We start from the raw sequence: 23,842 nt of genomic DNA, 5'->3' as shown, positions 1-23,842 counted from the left end.
CCCGAAAACCCGAAAACCCTTGAATGTAGTGGGTTTTCGGAGTTTCTTTCATTACTCCCATTCGATCGTCGCCGGCGGCTTGCTCGTGATGTCGTAGACGACGCGGGCATTCCAGTCGGTGAATCGACAGTGGAATTGACAAACGTTTACGGCGTCACATCGGAAGCTCCGATGTACGTCATCGTTGCTGGAAACTTCCTGGATTCCTGCCGACATTTTGCCTTAACTTCTTCGACTTGAGTTCAAGGCTGTACCCCTGCAATGCTTGCTCCTCAGTGCTCACTCTGATGTAGATGACAGCGTGAACGACCATTGCTGGGAATTTCAAATATCATGGCTGCGCTAACCTGCCCGTTCGTAACGAGGCTGCCGTTCAATCAACGGCAGCCTCATGATGTAGTTCATTGCGATATCGTTCCCCGTCCCTCGGTATTGTGATTAACCTTCGGACCTACCAAACAAACATTTTAGAATCGAATCTACACATTCTTCTGAAGAACGTATTTTGGATGTTGAGCTCTCGTACCCGTCGTTAAACGATGGAATTTATAGGTTTATAGGGCGCGGTCTCTAAAACAGAGTTTATTCAAATGTTTACTCAAGCCATCGAGGTCGGGGTAAATTACAAAGGTATTTATGCTGTTCAAGTTTAGGTACCATTTCAAATCCGTTGCCAAGTCCGAATCTATTTCGAGTTTCCTCGATATTCCCGCGTGAATTAACTGACCGTTTTTCTCAAGTTCCAAGGGGTTACCAGAATCACCCTGCATGGTGAAAAAGCCCTGTTGTGCTAATAGGCGTGGTGAATTCTTTATCGGAGTGAATGCCACAGTATGTGGGAATAGCTGACCAGTACCAATTGCATCCTCATATGACTCCGCGAACGGTGGCGTGGGTAAGATTTCTTCGTTAAACATTATTTTATTCATCTTTTCGGGTGATAACATCCAAATCACTGGTGATTCGCCTGATTCGACCGCAAAAAATACAGCAAACAACAGAGAAGTTGTCCAGTCTAATAATCGAGTTTTAACTCCGTAGTGCTGCATATGAGTAAGTAATTCTATATCAGATTGCTTGTTAAGGAGGGAATAACCGAGATTACGGAATAAGAAATATGCATTTCTTTCAGTATTCTTCAACTTTTCAATACTTGAGTAATTTGTTCTGAAAAGACTTGAATGTAAAGGTTTATCTACGCCTTGCCCCCTATACCAGAGTTGGTGGGGCATATTTGCTTCTTGAAATACTTTAACTTCGTTTAATAATGCTATTAATTTATCTGAGAAAGCCATATTGACCCTTCTATATGCACTTTTAGTGAAGGCTGTCCAGATAGTTCGCGAAGGCCGGTAGACCCTCAAATATCAAGGCCAGCGCAAGAGCAATACCTAGAAGTTTCTTACCTTCACGACGGCCGATTTCAATAAAGTTATCCATGATATATCTCCTTTGTTTTTTGAATACTACTAGTACGGAGTAAGACAAGAAATAGTTCCCAGTAAGTGCGTCATAATTTCTGTGTTGAGCTATTCTGCCCGTTACATCAATAGAAAAAAGGAGCTGTTCCTGGCAGCTGCTCCACACTATCGTATACGTTAGTTGAACTGGCACTCTAATTACAATTATCAACAAATACATATATTATTAACAAAAATTTCACTAATGCTTAAACTGTGCAATATAATTTTTAGCAAAACATTGTTGTTATATTTTGTAATAGTTTTTCTTTTATAGAATGATAATAAACGATACGCTGAATTGTTCCGTGGACTTCGCTGATACCCATTTTTCTTTCTTCCTCATCTGTACATTCAATCATCAAAGCCCTTTTTATATTATATTCAAGCCACTCAAGCCAACCAAAGCCGCTGCTGTACAGCGTTTCCCAATCAACCTGAACATTCCCGTACTCTTCGTGATAGGATACGATAAACGCCTTTAATAGATCAAAATTTATGCTGCAATGATCATTGCCCGACCAACTTAAAGCCAGTGAAAACATATCCCAAAATGGATTTCCATAATCAAGGCATTCTAAATCAATAATAAAAGGATTTCCATCCACCCACAAAATATTTTTGCAGTCCATATCGCCGTTGGAGATACAGGTGACAGCCGGTATCTTTTTTAGTGCCATATTAAATTCTTTTTGGCAAGAGTACAAGATTTCTCTACAACTATTTAACTTGCCTGCGATTTCTGGACACTCTGTAGTTGCCGTCGCAATATATGCGCCCCAATCAATACAAATTTCATCTCTGACAAATGGTTTCTCAAACTGCTCAATTTTGTGAATTTTAGCCAAGAGTTCACCGACTATTTTACAATGCTCCTTTTTTATTTCATCCCCATGGAGCGCTCTCCCTTCAACCCACGGAAAGACGTAGTAATATTGGTCTTCGATATACTGCATTTTGCGGCCATTTATCTCCATTGCCGGAACAATAGGCATTTTGTTTTCTTGCAATACCCGTTCTAAACGCTCTGCCCTTTGATAATTCCGGAATACATCCGGCCTTTTCATAATAGCAGGGTTTAATAGCTTTATTGCATATTTTCCTGTGGTGGTCTCTAAACAATACATTTTATGCATAAAACCACCAGAAACCCTTTGTGGTTGTAGTTTGAAAGAGCCTAAATCTAAATCAGTCAATATTTTATGAAATGTAGTAGTACTATATTCCAATTTAGTACACCGCCTAATATAAAATTTCTTCGTCTCGCCCTTCCAAACTACGGGCGAATATTATGCTTACCAATTACCAATTATACCATTTCATTTTGCTTATAAGTGAGAAAGTTTATCTTTAATATTTTTTGACTTATACTACAACGCAATCCTGCCAGTTAGCGTAACGAAGGGCCTTAAAGATCGCAAGATTCAGGGTTGACTATTATCCAACTTATAATAGACACCATCATGCAGAACCGTGATGGATTTACTTTCTGGGACATCTTTCAATTGAAACAGTTCCGATCCCACTGGATATCTATTTGAGAAGACATGCTCGTCATTGTATCCACGTGAACCCTGATTGTCATAAGCATCCACTTCACCGATTTTCTCTCCGATTGTGGAAGCTGGAACGGTTTCGTCTTTATAGACATAAGAATATCCCTTCCACGTGACAAGTGCATGCACCCAATCTACGAAATTTTCTTGAATAGGGTTTTCCTTTTCTTTTGCACATCCCATTAAAAGGATACAAATGCATATGATTAGAAGTAAGTTTTTTTTCATCATCATCCCCCTTTCCAATTAACGGAAACTGCAGTGGGAATGTTGCGGAACAGATATGTTTCAACAATGAAAGATATTCAAGTAAACTGCCCGTTAGCATTCCTGTAGAGCGTTAAATTTCAGCTTTGCAAAAAAACGAGCGCCTCGGTACGATGGGAGTACGCAACGGGTCATAGCCCTTAAAATCCCATCATCCAGGAGGACGCTCTACTATGAAGTTTAAATCGCAGGACAAACAAAATCAACTCATTGAAAAAATTACGCCTAAGCATCTGGTCGTCGGGATCGATATCGCCCAACTGACGCATGTCGCACGAGCCGTTAACTTTCGCGGTATTGTGATCGGCAACCCCTTATCCTTTTCTAACGATGAAGATGGTTTTCATTCACTCTATCAATGGATAGAACGGCTACAAAACGCTCATAACTTATCCGCAGCCATCGTTGGCATGGAACCAACCGGACACTACTGGCTTAACCTATCGAAGTGGCTCTCCGAACGCCAGTTTGAAGTCGTTCTAGTCAATCCGCACCTTGTGAAGAAGAACAAAGAAAACCGCGACAACACGCCCTCAAAGAGTGACAAAAAGGATGCGCTTGTCATCGCTGACATGGTGAAAAACGGGTACTACTCCTTTACTCGAACGACGCCAGAAGCCTTTGAAGAACTGCGTGTCTTCCTCTCAAACCGCGATTCTGTCGTTACGAGACTCGTTAGCGCGAAAAACCAGATACACCGCTGGGTTGACGTTGTTTTCCCTGAACTGCGACATGTCTTCAAGGACATCATGTGTGTGGGTTCCCTGGCAACACTTCGCCTGTTCCCTACGCCGGCAGAGCTAAGGATGTTACAGCCTCAGGACTTGATTCAGGGCTGGAAATCGCTGATGAAGCGTCACTCCGGCGAACGTAAAGCGAAAGCACTAATCGCTCTAGCGGGTCGTTCTGTCGGTTCCAAGCAAGCAACGTATGCTTACAAACTTCACTTAAAGCAACTGCTCGAGGAGTACGAACTCGCTTGTGTACAGCTGCAGGCTATTGAACTTGAGGTTACATCCGTGTTAGAACGCATTCCGTTTGTTAAGTCTATGCTTGTCGTTAAAGGAATTAGTGTTGTATCGCTGGCTGGTATTCTTGGTGAGGCTGGAGATTTAAGCGGATTTGTTCACGGAAATGCTTTGCTGCGTCATGCTGGCCTCAATCTTGCAGAAGCCAGTTCAGGTAAATGGACTGGACAGATGAAGATTAGCAAACGCGGACGATCTCGCCTCCGTCGATTCATCTTCATGATGACCATGAGTCTAGTGATGAACAATCCAGAGTTTAAAGCCATGCATGCACACAATGTGCAAGTGAAAAAGATGAAGAAAATGAGATCCATTATGAAGCTTTGTGGCAAATTAGCTCGGATATTAGTTGGGATGGCTCGAAGCGGTGAAGCCTACAACCCCTCAAAAACGTTGTCTCTCCAGCTTGCAGCTTAATACTTAATACCGTTTCGTTGTACGTAGATTGGCTTATTCGCGGGATTTCAAAGAAAGCACGGAGTACCGGATGCAGTTGAACCAAAGGGCACCGACCCGTACCGTTAGCAAGACCGGCCTCCACCCCTTGGATAGGTGTAACGAAGGAATGAGAGGGCAATGACCCGTTGAGACATGGGAGTGAAAGCCTCCAAGGGCGGCGTGGAGATAGCGTGCAGTACATGGAAATTTATGGGGCGACAACCTCCCCCTCTATTCCCGCACGCCTTCATGTTGCCAATGTCTTTGGCGGTGTCCCCATTCTTCTCACTTCGCCCCTACCAACCGGTGAAATCCTGCGAATAAGCGAGCATTCGTGAGTAAATCATATCGTACCGAGGGAGTTCAATCATCATCGAAAAATCTGCTGCGACAGGACAGTTCGATATTGGACAGATTTCAATCATCCATCGGCAATCGGATCATTTTCTTGACGTATGGAAATGACAAGGCTTGTCACTAGACAGATCACTCCTGACCGTAGGCCAGAGAAATAGTAACCTCTGCGATTAACAGTGATATACAAGTAGATCAGTGGAGATGCATCAATCTCACCGGAATTAGTAGGGCTTTATGTAACCATTTATTTATCAATTTAATGCATACTAACTATGCTATATATGTATTTTACTTATAAAATGAACCGTTTTAGAATAGGATTCAAGAGAAATGTAATCGCTTTCCAAGGAAAAGTTATCTAAAATAGCCAAAGGGGAAAATGGGATGAATGAGGATGATATTGTAATTGTCAGTGCCGTTCGCACACCAATCGGTAATTTTAATGGTTTGTTAAAGGACGTTTCTGCAGTCCAGTTGGGTGCGCTCGTAATTAGAGAAGCTATAAGTCGAGCGAATATCGACATAGGAGAAGTTGACGAAGTTATTATGGGACATGTATTGCAGGCTGGATTGGGTCAGAACCCTGCTCGTCAAGCCTCTCTTGCTGCTGGCTTATTAGTGGAGACCCCTGCCATGACGATCAATAAAGTGTGTGGTTCGGGTTTAAAAGCAGTTCATCTTGCCACGCAAGCGATTCGAAGCGGAGACAACGAAATCGTTGTGGCAGGAGGTATGGAAAATATGAGTCAAGCCCCTTATTTGCTTGCAGGTGCGCGATCTGGTTATCGCCTGGGTAATCAAATTGTGGTCGATAGTCTAATTCAAGATGGTTTAAGATGTGCTACCAACGATTATCAGATGGGAATTACGGCTGAAAACTTATGTGACGCATACGGGCTTACACGTGAGGATCTAGATCATTTTGCTCTGGAGAGTCAAAAAAAGACAGCAAATGCTTTGGCTGAAGGACGCTTCTTAGATGAAATTGTACCTGTAGAAGTGCCGCAGAAGAAAGGTAATCCTGTGATTGTGGAGGCTGATGAATACCCGCGTCCGGAGGCAAGCATCGAAGGGCTAGCGAAGTTACGCCCTGCTTTTAAAAGCGACGGCAAGGTTACAGCGGGCAACTCATCCGGAATCAATGACGGTGCTGCCGCTCTGGTCATAATGAGTTGGAGAAAAGCAAAAGCATTAGGTTTAAGCCCGCTTGCAGTCATTCGTGCCAATGCAACAGCCGGAGTCGATCCAGCTATTATGGGATTCGGTACTGTGCCAGCAACCAAGAAGGCTCTGAAGAAAGCCGGTTTAACAATGGCGAATATAGATCTTATTGAAGCAAACGAAGCATTTGCAGCGCAATCTCTTGTTTTTGCAAATGAATTTGATTATAACCCAGCTATTCTCAATGTAAATGGGGGAGCGATTGCTTTGGGCCATCCAATTGGTGCAAGCGGAGCGCGTATTATGGTGACGTTAGTTCATGAGATGCAGAGAAGAAAAGTTCGATATGGTTTGGCTGTTTTGTGTATAGGCGGAGGACAAGGGATTGCAACAATCATCGAAAGATGGAGTGAATAGGATGAAAACAATAGAGAAGTCTTTTGAAGAAGCGATTCAGGATGTAGAAGATGGGGCTTCGTTAATGGTGGGTGGCTTCGGATTGGTTGGAATTCCAGAAAATTTAATTGTTGCTCTAGTTGAAAAGAAGGTTAATCAGTTAACGATTATTTCTAACAACTGCGGTGTGGATGATTGGGGATTAGGGTTACTACTGCGAAACAAACAGATTAAAAAGATCATAGCCTCTTATGTGGGTGAGAACAAAGAATTTGAACGTCAAGCTTTATCAGGAGAGATTGAAGTGGAGCTTATCCCTCAAGGTACTCTTGCAGAAAAGATAAGAGCAGGAGGAGCGGGTATCCCGGCATTTTACACGCCTGCTGGTGTGGGAACAGTCCTTGCAGAAGGACGGGAGCTGCGCAATTTTCAAGGTAAAACGTATATGCTGGAAGAAGCGCTAACAGCTGATTTCAGTTTCATTCGTGCAGCAAAAGCCGACAGGATGGGAAATCTGGTTTATAACAAGACAGCCCAGAATTTTAATCCGATGATGGCAACTGCAGGAAAGATAACGATCGCTGAAGTCGAGCAGCTTGTCGAAATCGGGGAGATCGCACCTGAAAATATTCATACACCCGGTATTTATGTAAATAAAATCATTGTGGGCCGTCAAGAAAAACGGATCGAGAGACTAACAACAAGTTAAGGAGTAGGTGTAATGAAAGAAGATAAAATTTCTATTCGTGAACGAATTGCTAAACGGGCGGAAAAGGAAATTAAAAACGGTTATTACGTCAATTTAGGCATCGGCATACCAACCCTAGTAGCCAACTTTATTACGGAAAATAAGCAGTTTGTGCTGCAATCGGAAAACGGTTTACTTGGGATTGGACCCTATCCAAACCTAAATGAGGTCGATCCTGATCTCATTAATGCAGGAAAAGAAACCGTAACAGCTATACCCGGAGGCGCCTATTTTAACAGCGCCGATTCATTTGCAATGATTCGAGGCGGACATATTGATTTAGCCATTCTTGGAGGCATGGAAGTTTCCAAAGAAGGAGATCTCGCTAATTGGATGATCCCTCGCAAAATGGTTAAAGGCATGGGTGGAGCGATGGATTTGGTACACGGAGCGAAAAGGGTCGTTGTGATTATGGATCATGTCAACAAAGAAGGGCAGCCCAAAATTTTAAATCAATGCAGCCTTCCCCTTACTGGAAAACAAGTTGTGAGCAGAATTATAACCGATCGTGCGGTGATCGATGTCGTTTCAGAGGGTTTACGACTTGTCGAAGTGGCTATAGGTTACAGCATTGAAGATATCCAGAATTCAACGGAACCGAATCTCCTTGTGGACGAGAAAGTTATAGTAGATGCCTATTAGTAGAATAATCAATTGGAGGGATTGTACATGTTCAACAAAATAGCAGTACTTGGTGCAGGAACGATGGGACGCGGTATTGCCCAAGTATTTGCTCAGCATGGAATATTTGTTGTTCTATATGATCCCAATGCTAACGCGATTAAAGCTGCAAAACAAGCGCTGGGCGACAAGCAAGCATTAGGACAAAAGGAATGGAATTTACAGTATGCGGATAACTTGACGGATGCTGTAAAGGAAGCAGATCTCATTATCGAGACCGTATCAGAAAATTTGGAAATAAAGAGAGAGCTTTATCGTCTCCTAACGCCATTATTAAAAAAGGACGCCATTGTTGTTTCCAACACATCTACCTACAGCTTAGAAACACTGGCGCAGCAACAGTCTTTTGCCAAGCAGATGATCATTACTCATTTTTTCAACCCAGCTGCCATTATTCCTTTAGTTGAAATTGTCCAACTAGCTGAAACTGAGCAAGAGATTACCGAGCGAGTTATCGAATTACTACTCAGATGCGGTAAAGTTCCCGTGCTATTGAAGAAAGATATTGCTGGTTTTATTGCTAACCGATTGCAGGCGGCCGTTATGAGAGAAGCTTGTTATCTCATGGAGAGTGGAGTAGCAGATGCGAGTCAGATCGATACAGCTATGAAGGAAGGACCAGGTATGCGATGGGCTATAAATGGTCCATTCGAGATCGCTGATATGGGCGGACTCGATGTTTGGGAAAAGGTGACCGGCCATTTGTTTCCGCAGCTTGATCCTAACTTACTCTCGCCGGAGTCGATTAGCAATAAAGTACGACTTGGAGAGCTGGGTGTGAAAAGCGGTAAAGGGTTTTATGAATACGGCGATGCCTCCGTGAGAGATACGCAATCAAATGAAAGAGAACAGAAACTACTTCAGATCGTAAAACTGAAGGAAAACCATTAATTCACTTGAAACCTATCACGCACAAACTCAATCCAACCTCTTGCAGCATGGGAGAGGTATTTATTTTTAGCCCAAATAATGCCTAAGTTCCAATGTACGGCAGGTTCGATTTCAGGGATGATGCAAATTCGAGTGGGATCTAGCTTAGCGGTGATGGTCTCTGGTAAAAGAGAGATTCCTAGGTTTGCAATAACCATCTCACTCATTAGATCCCACTGTGTGCTTTCATAGCTTATATTCGGTTCAAAACCCTTGCGTATGCATGCTTCACGAACGCGGTCATGAATGGCGAATCCTTGCCGGAATAGAATGAAAGCTTCGTTTTGCAATTCTTGAAGGTTTACTTTGTTTCTCCCTGCCAAAGGATGCTTGATATTCACGACTAGCTTCAATTCACGTTGTATGATCGGAACAATCTCAAAAAGCTGTTCATCGACCGGTAACACAACGATCCCAAGGTCAATGTTCCCTTCCAGCAAGGACCGTTCTATTAATTTCCCACCCTCTTCAATGAGTTCAATCTTTATCTGCGGATGCAGGGCATGAAACTGCGCAATTATTTCCGGGAAAAAGCTAGAACCGATTACAGGAGGTAATCCCAGTCTGAATTTCCCCGTTTTCATTTGTGATAAATCGGCCACTGCAGAAAGTAGATTCTCCATCGATTGTATAATCATTTGTGCTTGAGCTTGGACGACCTCGCCAGCTTCAGTTAAATGCATACGTCTTGTAGAGCGATCAAACAAAGCCATACCGATCTCTTCCTCCAAGTTTTTCACAACTTTGCTTAAGGTAGGCTGAGAAAGATGAAGCTTTACACTGGCTTTTGAAAAGCTTACCTCTTTGGCTACCTCCAAGAAGTAGCTTAATTGTCGAATATCCATACGCTTCACCTCTATTTATGGCATGAATGAATGAAAACTATTATATATATGTATTCTAGCTATATATTGGAAGGTTGTAAAATAGGGCGGAAACAAAAAAGGAGTCATAGGAATGGTGGGAAATAAGGTTGTTGTTATTACAGGCTCTGCGCGAGGAATTGGCTTTGAGATCGGTAAAAGATTTGCAGAAAACGGAGCAAAGGTTGTTTTATCGGATATAAACCAGGAGAAAGTTGAAGCATCAGCTGAAGAGCTTCGACGTATGGGATATGATTCTATTGGTTTAAAGGCAGATGTTGGCATAGAAGATGAGATCGTAAGTATGATTCGTAAAGTGAAAAGTGAATATGGCCGAGTAGACATATGGATCAATAATGCAGGATTGCAGCATGTCTCTCCGATAGAAGAGTTTCCCACTGAAAAATTTGAATTCATGATAAAGATCATGCTGACAGCTCCATTTATTGCAATAAAAAATGTGTTACCTATCATGAAAGAGCAAGGATTCGGACGAGTTATCAATATCTCGTCTATTAATGGTTTAATTGGCTTTGCCGGGAAAGCCGCATATAACAGTGCCAAGCATGGTGTCATTGGTCTAACGAAAGTAGCTGCACTCGAAGCGGCCGCTTTTGGGATTACAGTAAACGCCCTTTGCCCTGGATATGTAGATACAGAGATTGTACGCGGACAACTTCAGGAATTGGCTAAGTCACGTAATGTTTCAATTGAAAATGTGCTTGAGGAAGTCATATATCTACTTGTTCCACAGCGTCGTCTGTTAGATGTAGGTGAAATCGCTGACTATGCCATTTTCTTGGCAAGTGATCAAGCAAGGGGTATAACGGGGCAGGCTGTAGTTATTGATGGGGGTTATACAGCACAATAGGAAGCAGTCAACTACACTCGAATCGAATGGTATAACATGACTAAGCAAGCGATCACTCCTGACCAACAGTCTGGGGATGATCGCTTGCTTATTTGTGAATAGATATCTCTGCGATTAACGTATAAATAAAAGTGGATTCAGTGGTGACGCAGCAATTTCACCAGGTTTAATGCCAGGGAGCCAGTTCTTCAGATCACTTTCCCGTGCACTGCTATCGGGCTCTAATGCTCGTGTTCCGTCAGCGTAATAGATGATCGTCATAATCTCACGCATCTTATCCGTTGGGTTGCCAGGTGCAGAGTGGAGCGTCCATCCCGCGTGGAATGTTGCATCTCCTGCAGCCATTGCACCGTAGTTGGTGGTGGTCAGACCTTTACCAGCAATATAAGATCCGAGTGTTTTATGCGATTCATCGGAGATAAACTGGCGACTCATATAGCCTGAGCTGTGCGAGCCGTCCACGAATGTCATGGAGCCGACTTCTTCAGAAATGGGAACGAGCGGCATCCACATCGTTATCGTTTTGGTGGTGTCGAGCGGCCAATAGACTTGATCCTGATGCCAAGGGGTATGACCGCCGCCTGGCTCCTTGAACAAGGCTTGATCATGATAAATCCGCACACCGTCCACACCCATCAGCTCTGCAGCGATTTTGGCAAAACGTCTTGCTAGAACGAATCGCTTAACTGCTTCATCCTGCGCCCAAATGTTGCCGACTTGGATGAAGGCTTTTCCGTACGTATCGCGCTGATCCACGGGCAGTGTGTGATTGTTGTGCTGCCTGACGAATTGTTCAATAACAGGCTCATATCTGCTTACCTCTTGGGCAGAAGCGACGCCGCGCAGTAAAATATGACCTTTCGTTTGAAAAGAAGCAACTTGCTCTTCTGCTAAATCATTATTTTCGGACAAAGTAGGTAATTGTGCTAGCTTCGCATTTGCTTCCATTTACAAACTCCCTTTCATGTGGCTAACTTAATCCTATTATAGGTGTGGAACCTTGGATTGGCTTTGTATGGCTGTACTGATTCTTTTGTCAAAAACAACTGTTATGGCCTTATAATAGGGATAAGAGAAATAACCCCGCATGGAGGTTGAAATATGTATTTATCCGAAATGATGGCGAAGCATCCAATCGTTCCTTTTATACGCGAGGGTGATTTTGCCGTTCGTAATCCTTGGATTCTTCCGGAACGAAGACTGCTAGATTACCTGCTTGTCTATTTTCAGGAAGGGGAATGTATGTTTCGGGTAGACGATGTGGATTATGAGTTTCGAGTAGGCGACTTTTGTCTCATTCAACCGAGCAGCCTTATCCGCTTGGAGGGACGCACCAATACGATTACACCGTTCGTGCATATGGATCTATTCTATGATTCATACCGTGAGGAGCGGTTCCCCACTAAAGGGGGACAAATTGATCTGTCCGCATACGCACATCTTATGCAGACAAAGCTGAATGACCTGAATGGTATCCAAATCCCAGTCAAGCTGCGCCCCAAGCAGCCCATTGCCTTACGGGATACCTTCCTACGTCTGGTTGAATGCTGGCAGTATCGTGATCCACTTATGCAGCTAAGAGCGCAGTCTCTTGCGACAGAGGTTATTCTCACGATTCTAGAGGATCACACGGATCTCAGAACAACGGAGAAAGCAGCGCCGCAGCCGCTTAATTGGATTACGTCTTTTATCTCGTTCCGGCTATCCGAACCGCTTAGTATTCATGAAATGGCAAGAAGAGCCCATTTATCGCCATCGCGCTTTAGTGCGAAGTTCCGGGAACAGTTTGGCACTGCACCCCATCAATATTTGTTGAATCTGCGTATTCATCATGCTAGAGAATTGCTAATCACCTCCGAGCTTCGAATGAACGAGATTGCGGATTATTGCGGGTTTGCAGATATTCATCATTTTGCTAAAGCATTCAAAAAACAGGTTGGAATTGCGCCAGGTGCTTATCGCAAAATGGAGAAAAATATAGATGTATATTAAATATATAAAGTGTATATATAATATGCTATAATCCCCTTATGGTACAAATTTACCTATTGGAGGGATAAGGAATGCTGCAATTTGAAGTGGATAAAGAATACCCTAGACCGCAATTTTTTCGTCAATCATGGGTTAATTTGAATGGGGAATGGGACTTCCGTTTTGATGATGCTTATGAAGGTGAAGGAGCAGAGTGGTATAAAGAGGTAACGGCAGACAAGAAAATTATTGTTCCATTTACCTACGAGACTAAGGCAAGTGGAATCGAGGAGGAGAAGTTCCATCCTTGCGTTTGGTACGAGCGCCAGCTTGCGGTTCCTTCAGAATGGGATGGCAAGCTTGTGAAGCTTCATTTTCAAGCGTCCGATTACTTAACTAAGGTTTGGGTAAACGGCAGCTTTGTTGGCGAACATGAAGGCGGTTACACCGCTTTTTCCTTTGATATCACCAGCAGCTTGTCAGGTACGGGATCGGATAAGCTGGTTGTTCGCGTTGAAGACAGCGATAGCTGCAACCAGCCTCGCGGCAAACAGCGCTGGACCCAGAATAACTTTGGCTGCTGGTATGTACAGACGACGGGAATATGGCAATCGGTATGGATGGAAGCGGTAGAAGAGCAGTACCTGCAATCTGTCAAAATAACGCCGGATGTTGATAATAATTCTGTATTGTTCGAGTATGTAGTACCGAATTACACCCAACTGGACAACCTGTCCTTGAGGACTAGAATGACTTTCAAAGGCCAGCTAATTCGCGAGGTGACAATGTCTGTTGACCGCTCTAGATCGAGTATTCAGCTTCATGTTGTGAACGATCGAATTGGTGAGTGGAAAGCAGCGCATACCTGGTCACCGGATAATCCGAATCTGTACGAAGTCGAATTCACGCTTCTCAAGGACAATGTCGAAACGGATAAAGTACAATCTTACTTTGGCATGCGCAAAATCTCAATTGTGAACGGCAAAGTATTGCTTAATAATGTACCCATCTATCAGCGTTTACTGCTCGATCAGGGCTACTGGAAGGATTCTCATTTGACGGCACCATCGGTTGATGCGCTTATTTTGGACATTGATAGAACGTTAGAGTTTGGCTACAATGGCGTTCGAAAGCATCAGAAGCTGGAGGATCCAAGGTTCCTTTATTGGTGTGACCGCAAGGGACTGCTCGTCTGGTCTGAGATGCCAGCTGCTTATGAGTTCAATGATGATGCGATCGAGCGATTCACACGGGAGTGGATGCAAGTGGTGCAGCAGCATTATAACCATCCGAGCATTATAACTTGGACACCGTTTAATGAATCATGGGGAGTTCATAACATTCTGACGGATGTGAAGCAGCAGCAGTTAACCGTTGCGATTTATCATATGACCAAAGCCTTCGATTCCATGCGTCCGGTTGTCGTTAATGATGGATGGGAGCATACCGTTTCCGATATTATTACGCTGCATGATTATGAGGAGCGAGGCGAAGTGCTTGCTGAGCGTTATGCGAACAAGGAAGAAGTGCTTGGCTTTGACAGATGCTTTAATAATTCCAAATATGCATTCGCTCAAGGGTATGCCTACAATGGCAAGCCTATTCTGATGAGTGAATATGGGGGTATTGCCTTCAACTCCGAGGAAGGCTGGGGCTATGGCAATCAAGTGAAGACAGATGAGCAGTTCATTGAACGTTTCCACAGCATTACACAAGCAATCAAAGATTTACCCTATATGGTCGGCTACTGCTACACCCAAATTACGGACGTGCAGCAGGAAGTGAATGGTCTAATGACAATCGACCGCGAGCCCAAAATTGACCCTGCAATTATCCGTGATATCAATTTGGCTTAACTCTAAGTGTTTGATAAACTCGAAGCATGGTGCGTTGAAGGCCGCTGCGCGGACGGAGCATTCTTCTTCAGAACGATTCCGTCCGTCGCTAGGTACTTCGTGATTGTAACCACTGATTAGTATGGTGCGTAGAAGCCCGCTGCGCGGACGGATCATTCTTACGATCGCTGTTGTCTCCCTATTTCTTGATTCTATCCCTTAGGGGTAGAAATAAGGAGACAAAGGCGAACGCTATCACTTCTTCAGAATGATTCCGTCCGCTTCGCTAGGTACTTCGCGATTGTAACCACTGATTAGCATAGTGCGTAGAAGGCCGCTGCGCGGACGGATCATTCTTACGATCGCTGTTGTCTCCCAATTTCTTGATTCTATCCCTTAGGGGTAGAAATAAGGAGACAAAGGCGAACGCTATCGCTTCTTCAGAATGATTCCGTCCGCTTCGCTAGGTACTTCGCGATTGTAACCACTGATTAGCATTGTGCGTAGAAGGCCGCTGCTCGGACGGATCATTCTTACGTTCGCTGTTGTCTCCCTATTTCTTGATTCTATCCCTTAGGGGTAGAAATAAGGAGACAAAGGCGAACGCTATCGCTTCTTCAGAACGATTCCGTCCGCTTCGCTAGGTACTTCGCGATTGTAACCACTGATTAGCATTGTGCGTAGAAGGCCGCTGCTCGGACGGATCATTCTTACGATCGCTGTTGTCTCCCTATTTCTTGATTCTATCCCTTAGGGGTAGAAATAAGGAGACAAAGGCGAACGCTATCGCTTCTTCAGAACGATTCCGTCCGCTTCGCTAGGTACTTCGTGATGGCAAACATTGATTATGGTTGATATTCAGTAATTTCAAGACATACAGATAACCACTTCGTCCGAAGATGATTTCCCCGATCCCTATTGCCCCGGAATTTCTGATAACGACCATTCTAACAGAAAATCCAGGGCGAATCGAGAACGTTTGGCCTTCTCAGTACCATTTCCCCTTCGTACCCACGCACACGATCCGTTCATTACAAAGCAACTTTCTAATCAACCAAGCGGATGCAAACAACTTAAGGCAAACTACTTATCCACAGAAATTCATATCCAATTACCGAATAATGTAAAATTAGGAGAACGGATTTTCATCCATGCACCCAGCGGAAGTTCAAGGTGAGAATCTTTAAACTCGAAGCCTTGTGCGTAGAAGGCCGCTGCGCGGACGGATCATTCTTAACGATCGCTGTTGACTCCCTATTTCTTGATTCTATCCCTCAGGGGTAGAAATAAGGAGACAAAGGCGAGCGCTATCGCTTCTTCAGAACGATTCCGTCCGCTTCGCTTTTGTTTTTCTGATACCGATCATTCTCTAAGAAAATCCAGGGCGAAACGGGAACGTTTGGCCTTCTCAGTACCAATTTCCCATTCGTATTCCACACGCGATCCGTTCATTCCAAAGCGACTTATTAATCAACCAAGCGGTTGCAAACAACTTAAGACAAACTACTTATCCACAGAAAACCGCACCCAATTACCGAATAATGTAAAAATAGGAAAACGAATTTTCATCCATGCAACCAGCGGAAGTTCAAGGTGAGAATCTTTAAATTCGAAGCATGGTGCGTAGAAGCCCGCGTTGCTGCCGGATCATTCTTACTATTGCTGTTGTCTCCCTATTCCTTGATTCTATCCCACAGGGGTAGAAATAAGGAGACAAAGGCGAACGCTATCGCTTCTTCAGAACGATTCCGTCCGCATCGCTTTTGTTTCGTGTCGACAAATACTGATTATGGCATATGGCCATTATTATAGCTTGAATTTTGCATAAATGAATTTCGAGGATTGAAGGTTTGAAAGGGTACAAAGGTTTGAAAGGAGTGAAGGACTGAAGGATTAAAGGACTGAAGGATTGAGGGTTTAACGGGTATTAAAGGTGTGAAAGGGAACCGGGAATGGAGTGGAAAGTTTACGTGTCGCCTTTGAAATCGAGTTCCTACCTTTGAAAAATAAATTCAAGGAACAGGATTTCAACAGCGACTGGAGCCCAGTCTCGGGCCCTGAACATGCACTTTGAACATGCACTTTGAACATTCACTCTCACATACATTAGCCGAGTATTTGAACCGACTATCGCCAAGGTTGAATAATAAGCAAAAGCACCGATCCATTTCTTTAGATGGATTGGTGCTTTTGACCTTTAAGGTTGGATAAACATTTGCGACCAGTATGGACTCATATTGCCACCGGGACTATATCCAAGTCCCATTTCTGTGAAATTAGGACTCATGATGTTCGCCCGATGACCAGGGCTGTTCATCCATGCAGTCATAACGGCTTGCGCATCTTGCTGGCCAGCAGCAATGTTCTCGCCCGCATAGGAAAAGCTAATTCCGAACTTTTTCATCATATCGAAAGGGCTGCCGTAGCTAGGTGAATCATGTGAGAAATAGTTATTGTCCCGCATATCCGAAGCTTTAGTCGAAGCCACCTTGGAAAGTGAAGCGTTCATTGTAAGCGCCTTAAGGCCTGCTTTGGCACGTTCGGCATTCACCAGCTGCAGCACCTGAGTTTCAATGGAACCCGATCCTGCGCTCGTTCCAGCTCCAGTTCCAGCTCCAGTTCCCGTATTCGTTGCTGGAGCTTGTGTAACAGGCTGCGTTGTCCGCTGGGTAGAAGGCTGTGTAGAAGGCTGAGTCGTCCGTGTTATCTGCCCCGTCTGAGACAATTGCTGCTGCAACCATGGAGGAAGCTGGCTTAAGTCATTTGTTACGATGGGTGTTACCGATTCTGTAGTTTTCATACGCAGCTGCGGCGTATGAATGGGCTTGTTGCCTGTACTAATCGAACTTGCTTGTGGCTTGATTTTGGCATTCTGATTCATTTTGTAGATGTAGGATCCTCCGCCTACGAGGATAACAAAAGCACAGGCAGCTAGCAGAAGCTTCTTCATCGATTCATAAACTCCCTTCACACGAATGAATACATTACCTAATATGCTCAATGGTGTGAAGGTCAACACAGATCAAATTTTGTAATAATAATTAAATTAATTCCACAATCAAGAGGTCGCGGCCAGCTAACTCGGTTTGACCGGATAGAGAATGACCTGTCAGCAAGTTTACACCTCGATTTGAGCCAAGGTCGATCATTGTGCTGTCTGCATTATGGTTCATAATAAAGAGGTAATCCCGCCCGTCTTTATCTCGCCGAGTTACTTCTACATTCGGCATTTTTCCAGGTAATGGGTGAATATCATGCTGAGCGGAGAGTTCACGGAGAAAGCCTTGTAAGAATTCTGCATCTGGACTTGATGCCAGATACCATGCCTCACCTGAACCGAAACGGTTACGCGTAAGTACAGGCATGCCGGCGTAGAAATCATCCCCGTATTCCGCTAGAACATCAGCACCTTCGGAATGAATTAAATCACAGAGCAGCGAGCAATTGAACTCGGCATTGGCTTGAAGCGTACCAAGGGATTCCTTCATGATGATTCGATTGGATTGATCCGGGAATAGAGCATCGATTTCCTCTGCCCAAATGCCAAGCAAGTTCCTTAATTCACCTGGATAACCTCCAAGTGTAACGATGTCATTCTCGTTTACAATCCCACTGAAATAGGTCGTTACGAATGAACCGCCAGCCTGCACGAATGACTCGATTCGTGATTTCATCCCAGGCTTAACCATATACATGACTGGGGCAAGGACGACATCATAAGGACTCAAATCATCTTCAAAAGAGACAATATCGACTTGAATACCTTGCTGATATAAAGCGTCATAGTACTTATGAATTTCATCTACATACTGCAGCGCAATGGTCGGTCCGCTTGAATATTCGATGGCCCAGCGGTTATCCCAGTCATACATAATGGCAATCTTGCTGGTAAGGCGAGAACCGAGAAGTTGGTCACCAAGTTGTTGCAGCTCATCACCGAGCGCTGCGCACTCACGGAATACACGAGTATGCTCATGTCCAACATGCTCTATCAATGCTCCATGATATTTCTCGCATGCGCCAACAGAGCGGCGAAGCTGGAAGAACATCACGCTATCCGCCCCGTGTGCAACTGCCTGGTAGCTCCACAACCGCATAACTCCTGGACGCTTAAGTGTATTATAGTCCTGCCAGTTCTGCTGACTCGGTGTTTGCTCCATAAGCAGAAAAGGGGCGCCGCCCTTAATTCCGCGCATCAGGTCATGCGTCATGGCGGTCATGCTGAATGGGGTATCAGCAGAAGGGTAATTATCCCATGAAACAATGTCCATATGCTTGGCCCACTTGAAATAATCAAGTGGTTTATAAGTACCCATCAGATTCGTTGTCACTGGTACATCAGGCGTGTACTGCTTAATGGCTTCATATTCAAGTTTGTAGCAATCTAACAAGCCATCGGAATTGAAACGAGTATAATCAAGCGAGATCCCTTGGAAACAAGTGCTTGTGCTTGACCATTGCTCGGACAAGGAATTTGGCAGCACGATTTCTTCCCAATCATAAAAAGTATGTCCCCAAAACCGTGTATTCCACTGCTCATTAAGCTTGTCCAGCGTAACATATTTCTTTTGAAGCCAAATGCGAAAAGCAGCTGCGCAATGATCACAATAACATTCACCGCCATACTCATTGGAGACATGCCATAGCAGCAAGGCAGGATGGTCTTTGTAACGTTCTGCAAGCTTAGATGCCAAGCGAGTTGAATATTTGCGGTAAGTCGGGCTATTCGGACAGGAATTATGCCGACCACCAAATTTACGTCTTCGGTTGTCAAAGTCGGTTCGCAGCACATCTGGATAACGATGGGCCATCCATGCGGGATGAGCCCCCGTGCTAGTGGCTAAACAAGCATAAATGCCGTTCTCGTGCAGCATATCCATAATGGCATCAAGGGTCTCAAACTGATAGCTATCTTCACTTGGCTGAAGCAGCGACCATGAAAAAACGTTTATCGTTGCGATATCCATTCCCGCAAGTCGAAGCATGCGCATATCCTCCGGCCATATACTACGATCCCATTGCTCTGGGTTATAATCGCCACCATATAACATTTTGGGCAGTTTGGATGTATTCATGTTTACTTGCTCCTTCTCAGCGTTTATCTTTATAAAAGTGCGTAGAAATCATATTTTATGATGATATTTTTTTATTTTATGTTATGATTCCAGTTAGAGATATATATAAAATAATAGGCAGGATATGATAATATGGAACAGATACTGGAGCGGAAGGAATGGGTTGTCGAAGGTTCAATGCGGCGTTTCTTGTTTAAGCTGGGTGAATTCGAGCTTCCGCTTTATATCGAAAGTATAGGCCTCAATCCCGATCAGGAAACAACGATTCGCCCCAAAGGATATCCTGTATTTCATTGGCTGCAAACGTTAGACGGAGAAGGCGAATTTGAGCTGAGCGGCAGGCGCTTCTCGCTTCCCCCTGGCAATGGCTCTCTATTATTTCCCGGTGTCCCTCATTCCTATACGGCAAAAGAAAAGAAATGGACGACTCTTTATGTTACCTTCGGTGGCTCTATTGCTGCATCTATGCTGGCTTCACTGGGAATTAGACATACAGAATGGCTTCATTGGGAAGAGGATGCACCTGTTACATCGCATCTAATCGAAATGATTGAGCAAGCACAGCATGATGATGACCGAACAGGGCTTAATGCTTCTGCACAGCTATACCGCTTCCTCACGATGATAAAAATTTTTGGTCAAACAGGTGGTCGCTCTTCCTTATTTCAGCATTTGGAGAAGCTTGATCCGCTTCTGATCTGGCTGGATGGGAAATTTAGTGATCCGGAAATTGGCTTAAACGATATGTCAGACCAGCTAGGCATAAGTCCACGTTATTTGAATTCATTATTCAGACAGGCTTTTGGGATAACAGCTTATGCCTACCTCATTCGGCTTCGAATACGCAAAGCAAAGGAATTTATGAGTTTAAGTGACCGTAAGACGATTAAGGATATCGCTCAGCTGTCAGGATACCGGGATACGAGTCACTTCATTTCCGCTTTCGGGAAGACGGAAGGCATGACACCGGAACAGTTCCGGAAGCTGCATGGGCTCAACAGCTACTAGAGAAATTGCCGACTTGCAGTTTTGTAGGGGTGCAAAATGAACGGAGCGGAATATACCGATGGATGTAAAAAAATGTGCGGCCTGCGGTCAGGAGAAACCGTTATCCGCTTTTACGAAGCGATCTGGGAGCAGCAGTCGGCGTGGAACATGTCGTGCTTGCTTACGCCAGCGCCAGCGTGAACATTGGAGCCAAGCAGGTGAGAGGCTTGAAGCAGATGTAGGAAGTGACGAGGTTGCGCGAACACTTACCAATTCGGAAGGTTCACCTCCGAAACGCAAGCGTCGCCGCAAGCGGAGAAGCAGGGGCAGCAAGCAAAGACTAGGCTTACAAGCTGCTTCTATAGAGTCAGAAAGTACCTCGAATCAGTTGGATCAACTGCTGCCTAGCGAAGGGGAATCCGAGAATCAAGTTAAGCTAATCAGTGAGATGACCCCTAGCAGTAAAAATAAAAGGAAACGCCGAAGGAAACGTCAAAAATCAAGCGCAGCTAGGCTGAAGCAGGGGCACGTTGAGAACCCTTCTGCACATACGATAAGTGTGATTCGTCCCCCAGATAAGTCAATTGAACCGTTAAAAGGACCATTTACGTATAAGACGTCGATCTTGAATGATCGCGGTAAAGGCATGATCCGGCTGCGCGGCCATCGGGAGACGGGTAAGCGATGGTCAACGGAAATTCCGACAGAAATGGCCGTTCGTATGGTGGAAGAAGGTGCAGCTGGCATTATTAGCCCTGGATTAATTCATAAGCTGTATACGAAGACTGATTTTCGTCTGCTCGTCTTGCAGCGTGATCATTATATCTGTCATTACTGTGGTCGGTTCGGGGATACGATTGATCACGTTATGCCAAAGTCTAAAGGTGGTTTATCTACCCCAGCTAATTGTGTGTGTGCTTGCGCAGAATGTAATTTAAAGAAAGCGGATAGCCTTGATTTCGTATATGATGATTTTATATAGAAGGCTCCCTCAAAAACAGGGAGCTTTTTACTATGGTTGGATATCATAATGACTATACTCCTTGAGGAGCTGACAGCATTGGATAAGAAAATTCTTGTCGTCGACGACGAACAAAATATTGCTGGTGCAATTGCGTATGCATTCCGACGTGAGGGCTACATAGTAGAAATTGCCTATGATGGTGAGGAAGCCTTGAAGGTTGCAGCGTCTTTTAAACCTAATGTCATGATATTGGATGTCATGATGCCCAAGCTAAATGGTTATGATGTTTGCCGCAAGCTGGAGAATCGCTCCGGAATGGGGGTCATCATGCTAACGGTGAAAAATGATATTGTCGATAAGGTCATTGGACTTGAGTTAGGAGCCGATGATTACATGACGAAGCCCTTCGATTTGCGTGAGCTTGTTGCTAGGGCAAAGGCACTGCTCCGGCGTATGGAGAGCAAGCCTGAGGAAGAAGTGCAGCTTGTAGAGATCAGTGATCTTCGCCTTCATAGGCAAAATCGTACTGTTCAGCTTAACCATACAGCACTTGATTTAACACCGAAGGAATTTGATTTATTAGCCTTGTTGATCTCACATCCTGAGCGTGTATATACGCGAGATGAGCTGCTTGACCTTGTCTGGAGTATGGATTATGCGGGAGGTACTCGTACCGTGGATATTCATATGCAGCGTCTGCGCAAGAAGCTGGGCGATTCCTATCAGCATTTGCTTCAGACTGTTTATGGTGTTGGCTATAAAGCGTTAAGGGAGCTCCCCGAATGAGCAGGAGAAGCCATCCGATTCAATTCAGCTTGAAATGGCGGTTCACGATCGGATTAGCAGCTTTGCTCTTGCTGACGATCTCGGCTCTTGGCTGGTTAGTACTTCGCGAGATTAAACTGGATCAGCAGCAGAAGGTTGAGACTGATCTGAAGCAAAGAAGTGAGCTCGCGAGCTTGCGAGTTCGTCAAATCTATCTAAGCGGTAGTGCGCTTGATGATGTACCGACCTTCTTAAGGAGACGCGGGACCGAGCTTGCGGCTGATCTTAGTGCTCTTCTTAATGGCACCCATGTTATGCTTTACGATAGTAATGGAAAAGAAATCGGGAATTCGATGCCCCTCTCCGGAAGTGCTGATGTCAAGGATATCATGGTCTATGCCAAGCAGGGGAAGATTGTTTATGAGCAATCTGGTGATTCATTAATCTACCTGGCACCGATCATTTGGTCCGTAGGCCAAGTTGGTATCGTACAGCTTCAGCTTTCATTGAAAGCCGATCAAGCCTTCTATAGCTCTATTGCCCTTTCGCTTCGAAATATCGGATTAGCCGCTTTAGCTGTGAGTTTCCTGCTTGGCTTCATTTATGTGCAGCGAGTGACCTCAGCACTGAGGAAGCTTCGGGCGGCAGCTGATCAAATTCGTGCTGGGCATTATATTGGGCAATCACCGATTAGACGAAGAGATGAGCTTGGCGAACTCAGCGAAGGAATTACTTACATGAGCCGCGAGATCGAGCAAAGTTTAGCTAGGCAGAAGCAATTTATAGGCAGTGTCAGCCACGAATTTAAGACCCCCCTGACGTCTATTATCGCGTACTCCGATTTGTTGGATATGTATCGTGATGATCCTAAGCTGCTTGATGAGGCTATAGTCAATATTCGCCAAGAGGCTGACAGACTTCTCGAAATGGTTGTGAAGGTGCTTCATTTATCCGAGATGGAGCAGTATGAGTTCAGCCTGCATGCAGAGAATCTGGATGTTCAAGAATCACTAAACGCTGTCTGCAGCAGGTTAAGAGGGAAAGCGGCGCAATTCAATATCAGCATTGAAACCGATCTTGAGGCGGCAATGATAAGGGCGGATCGGGAAAGCTTCATGCATATTTTCCTGAATTTACTTGATAATGCCATTAAATATAATGTTCCTGGTGGATCTATTCATATTAAATGCCGTGCGGATTCGAACAAAGCGGTAATCGTTATCCGTGATACGGGGATCGGCATTCCCGAGGAGGCAAGGGCAAAGCTGTTCGAGCCGTTCTATACCGTAAGCAAAGACCGTGCTCGATTAAGTGGAGGAACGGGACTCGGGTTATCGCTTGTTAAGCGGCTGGTGGAGCTTCAACAGGGTACGGTTGTATACTCCGAGCCGCCTTCTGCTGCTCAAGGCTCGCAATTCACGGTAACTTTCCCGCTTCTTTCGAAGAAAAATTTACAAGCTTGAAACAAGTTGGGCGAATGTTGGATAAA

Annotated in this window: 21 protein-coding genes; 12 read left to right on the top strand and 9 right to left on the bottom strand. The window is 44.5% G+C overall.

The features are described from left to right. Nucleotides 1-51 precede the first annotated feature (51 nt). From EKN16_RS33735 to EKN16_RS15195, 5 genes are all read right to left on the bottom strand, one after another. Entirely contained in the window at nucleotides 52-216 is a 165-nt protein-coding gene (locus EKN16_RS33735) for a GMP synthase (glutamine-hydrolyzing) (RefSeq protein WP_125658714.1), read from the bottom strand. A 338-nt stretch (nucleotides 217-554) separates the two neighbouring features. Then, nucleotides 555-1,295, bottom strand: coding sequence for an FRG domain-containing protein (locus tag EKN16_RS15205; RefSeq protein WP_125658711.1), 741 nt, complete (start codon nucleotides 1,293-1,295; stop codon nucleotides 555-557). A gap of 22 nt (nucleotides 1,296-1,317) precedes the next feature. Continuing rightward, on the bottom strand, nucleotides 1,318-1,440 hold the full coding sequence (locus EKN16_RS33485) for a hypothetical protein (protein WP_260182922.1): 123 nt from the start codon (nucleotides 1,438-1,440) through the stop codon (nucleotides 1,318-1,320). Nucleotides 1,441-1,690: 250 nt separating this feature from the next. Continuing rightward, complete coding sequence (locus EKN16_RS15200; RefSeq protein ID WP_125658709.1) at nucleotides 1,691-2,689, bottom strand: phosphotransferase enzyme family protein; 999 nt, start codon at nucleotides 2,687-2,689, stop codon at nucleotides 1,691-1,693. Between the two features lie 195 nt (nucleotides 2,690-2,884). Continuing rightward, nucleotides 2,885-3,199 (bottom strand): hypothetical protein, encoded by a 315-nt coding sequence (locus EKN16_RS15195; protein ID WP_232016444.1) that lies wholly within the window; start codon nucleotides 3,197-3,199, stop codon nucleotides 2,885-2,887. A 257-nt stretch (nucleotides 3,200-3,456) separates the two neighbouring features. Here EKN16_RS15195 and EKN16_RS15190 point away from each other — a divergent pair, with 257 nt between their 5' ends. The 5 genes from EKN16_RS15190 (at nucleotide 3,457) to EKN16_RS15170 (ending at nucleotide 8,983) form a co-directional block, all read left to right on the top strand. Beyond that, nucleotides 3,457-4,728: an IS110 family RNA-guided transposase gene (locus tag EKN16_RS15190; protein WP_125653424.1), complete on the top strand. Its 1,272-nt coding sequence runs from the start codon at nucleotides 3,457-3,459 to the stop codon at nucleotides 4,726-4,728. Nucleotides 4,729-5,490: 762 nt separating this feature from the next. After that, the gene (locus tag EKN16_RS15185; RefSeq protein ID WP_125658703.1) at nucleotides 5,491-6,684 is read left to right on the top strand and encodes an acetyl-CoA C-acetyltransferase; all 1,194 of its coding nucleotides are present in this window, start codon (nucleotides 5,491-5,493) and stop codon (nucleotides 6,682-6,684) included. Between the two features lies 1 nt (nucleotide 6,685). Next, entirely contained in the window at nucleotides 6,686-7,372 is a 687-nt protein-coding gene (locus tag EKN16_RS15180) for a CoA transferase subunit A (protein WP_125658700.1), read from the top strand. Nucleotides 7,373-7,384: 12 nt separating this feature from the next. Next, nucleotides 7,385-8,053, top strand: a complete 669-nt coding sequence (locus tag EKN16_RS15175) for a 3-oxoacid CoA-transferase subunit B (protein ID WP_125658697.1) — start codon at nucleotides 7,385-7,387, stop codon at nucleotides 8,051-8,053. Between the two features lie 27 nt (nucleotides 8,054-8,080). Further along, complete coding sequence (locus tag EKN16_RS15170) at nucleotides 8,081-8,983, top strand: 3-hydroxyacyl-CoA dehydrogenase family protein (protein ID WP_125658694.1); 903 nt, start codon at nucleotides 8,081-8,083, stop codon at nucleotides 8,981-8,983. On the opposite strand, the gene EKN16_RS15165 is transcribed toward EKN16_RS15170, so the two are convergent. Beyond that, nucleotides 8,980-9,867, bottom strand: coding sequence for a LysR family transcriptional regulator (locus EKN16_RS15165; protein ID WP_125658691.1), 888 nt, complete (start codon nucleotides 9,865-9,867; stop codon nucleotides 8,980-8,982). The genes EKN16_RS15170 and EKN16_RS15165 overlap by 4 nt on opposite strands. A gap of 112 nt (nucleotides 9,868-9,979) precedes the next feature. Between EKN16_RS15165 and EKN16_RS15160 the strand changes: the two genes are divergently transcribed. Next, nucleotides 9,980-10,756 (top strand): 3-hydroxybutyrate dehydrogenase, encoded by a 777-nt coding sequence (locus EKN16_RS15160; protein ID WP_125658688.1) that lies wholly within the window; start codon nucleotides 9,980-9,982, stop codon nucleotides 10,754-10,756. Between the two features lie 114 nt (nucleotides 10,757-10,870). Here EKN16_RS15160 and EKN16_RS15155 read toward each other — a convergent pair whose 3' ends face one another. Beyond that, nucleotides 10,871-11,704, bottom strand: a complete 834-nt coding sequence (locus EKN16_RS15155; RefSeq protein ID WP_125658685.1) for a phytanoyl-CoA dioxygenase family protein — start codon at nucleotides 11,702-11,704, stop codon at nucleotides 10,871-10,873. A gap of 153 nt (nucleotides 11,705-11,857) precedes the next feature. Between EKN16_RS15155 and EKN16_RS15150 the strand changes: the two genes are divergently transcribed. Both EKN16_RS15150 and EKN16_RS15145 read left to right on the top strand, forming a co-directional pair. Next, a complete protein-coding gene (locus EKN16_RS15150; RefSeq protein ID WP_232016443.1) occupies nucleotides 11,858-12,748 on the top strand; it encodes an AraC family transcriptional regulator in 891 nt (296 codons plus the stop codon). A gap of 71 nt (nucleotides 12,749-12,819) precedes the next feature. Then, nucleotides 12,820-14,583, top strand: a complete 1,764-nt coding sequence (locus EKN16_RS15145; protein ID WP_125658683.1) for a glycoside hydrolase family 2 protein — start codon at nucleotides 12,820-12,822, stop codon at nucleotides 14,581-14,583. 2,176 nt (nucleotides 14,584-16,759) lie between these two features. Here the strand turns inward: EKN16_RS15145 and EKN16_RS15140 are convergent. Next, nucleotides 16,760-17,512 (bottom strand): CAP domain-containing protein, encoded by a 753-nt coding sequence (locus EKN16_RS15140; protein ID WP_125658680.1) that lies wholly within the window; start codon nucleotides 17,510-17,512, stop codon nucleotides 16,760-16,762. Nucleotides 17,513-17,603: 91 nt separating this feature from the next. Next, nucleotides 17,604-19,637 (bottom strand): beta-galactosidase, encoded by a 2,034-nt coding sequence (locus EKN16_RS15135; protein ID WP_125658677.1) that lies wholly within the window; start codon nucleotides 19,635-19,637, stop codon nucleotides 17,604-17,606. Between the two features lie 132 nt (nucleotides 19,638-19,769). Between EKN16_RS15135 and EKN16_RS15130 the strand changes: the two genes are divergently transcribed. From EKN16_RS15130 to EKN16_RS15115, 4 genes are all read left to right on the top strand, one after another. Continuing rightward, a complete protein-coding gene (locus EKN16_RS15130) occupies nucleotides 19,770-20,645 on the top strand; it encodes an AraC family transcriptional regulator (RefSeq protein ID WP_125658674.1) in 876 nt (291 codons plus the stop codon). Between the two features lie 58 nt (nucleotides 20,646-20,703). Then, complete coding sequence (locus EKN16_RS15125; RefSeq protein WP_125658671.1) at nucleotides 20,704-21,606, top strand: HNH endonuclease; 903 nt, start codon at nucleotides 20,704-20,706, stop codon at nucleotides 21,604-21,606. A gap of 78 nt (nucleotides 21,607-21,684) precedes the next feature. Beyond that, on the top strand, nucleotides 21,685-22,374 hold the full coding sequence (locus EKN16_RS15120; protein ID WP_125666302.1) for a response regulator transcription factor: 690 nt from the start codon (nucleotides 21,685-21,687) through the stop codon (nucleotides 22,372-22,374). Then, nucleotides 22,371-23,816: a sensor histidine kinase gene (locus tag EKN16_RS15115; protein ID WP_125658668.1), complete on the top strand. Its 1,446-nt coding sequence runs from the start codon at nucleotides 22,371-22,373 to the stop codon at nucleotides 23,814-23,816. The genes EKN16_RS15120 and EKN16_RS15115 overlap by 4 nt, the downstream gene beginning before the upstream one ends. Nucleotides 23,817-23,842: the final 26 nt, after the last annotated feature.

Origin of the sequence: Paenibacillus baekrokdamisoli (assembly GCF_003945345.1) — a bacterium.
Classification (GTDB): Bacteria; Bacillota; Bacilli; order Paenibacillales; family Paenibacillaceae; genus Paenibacillus_Z; species Paenibacillus_Z baekrokdamisoli.
The sequence above is the reverse complement of the archived record's forward strand: the minus strand, read 5'-3'. Positions and strand labels throughout refer to the sequence as shown.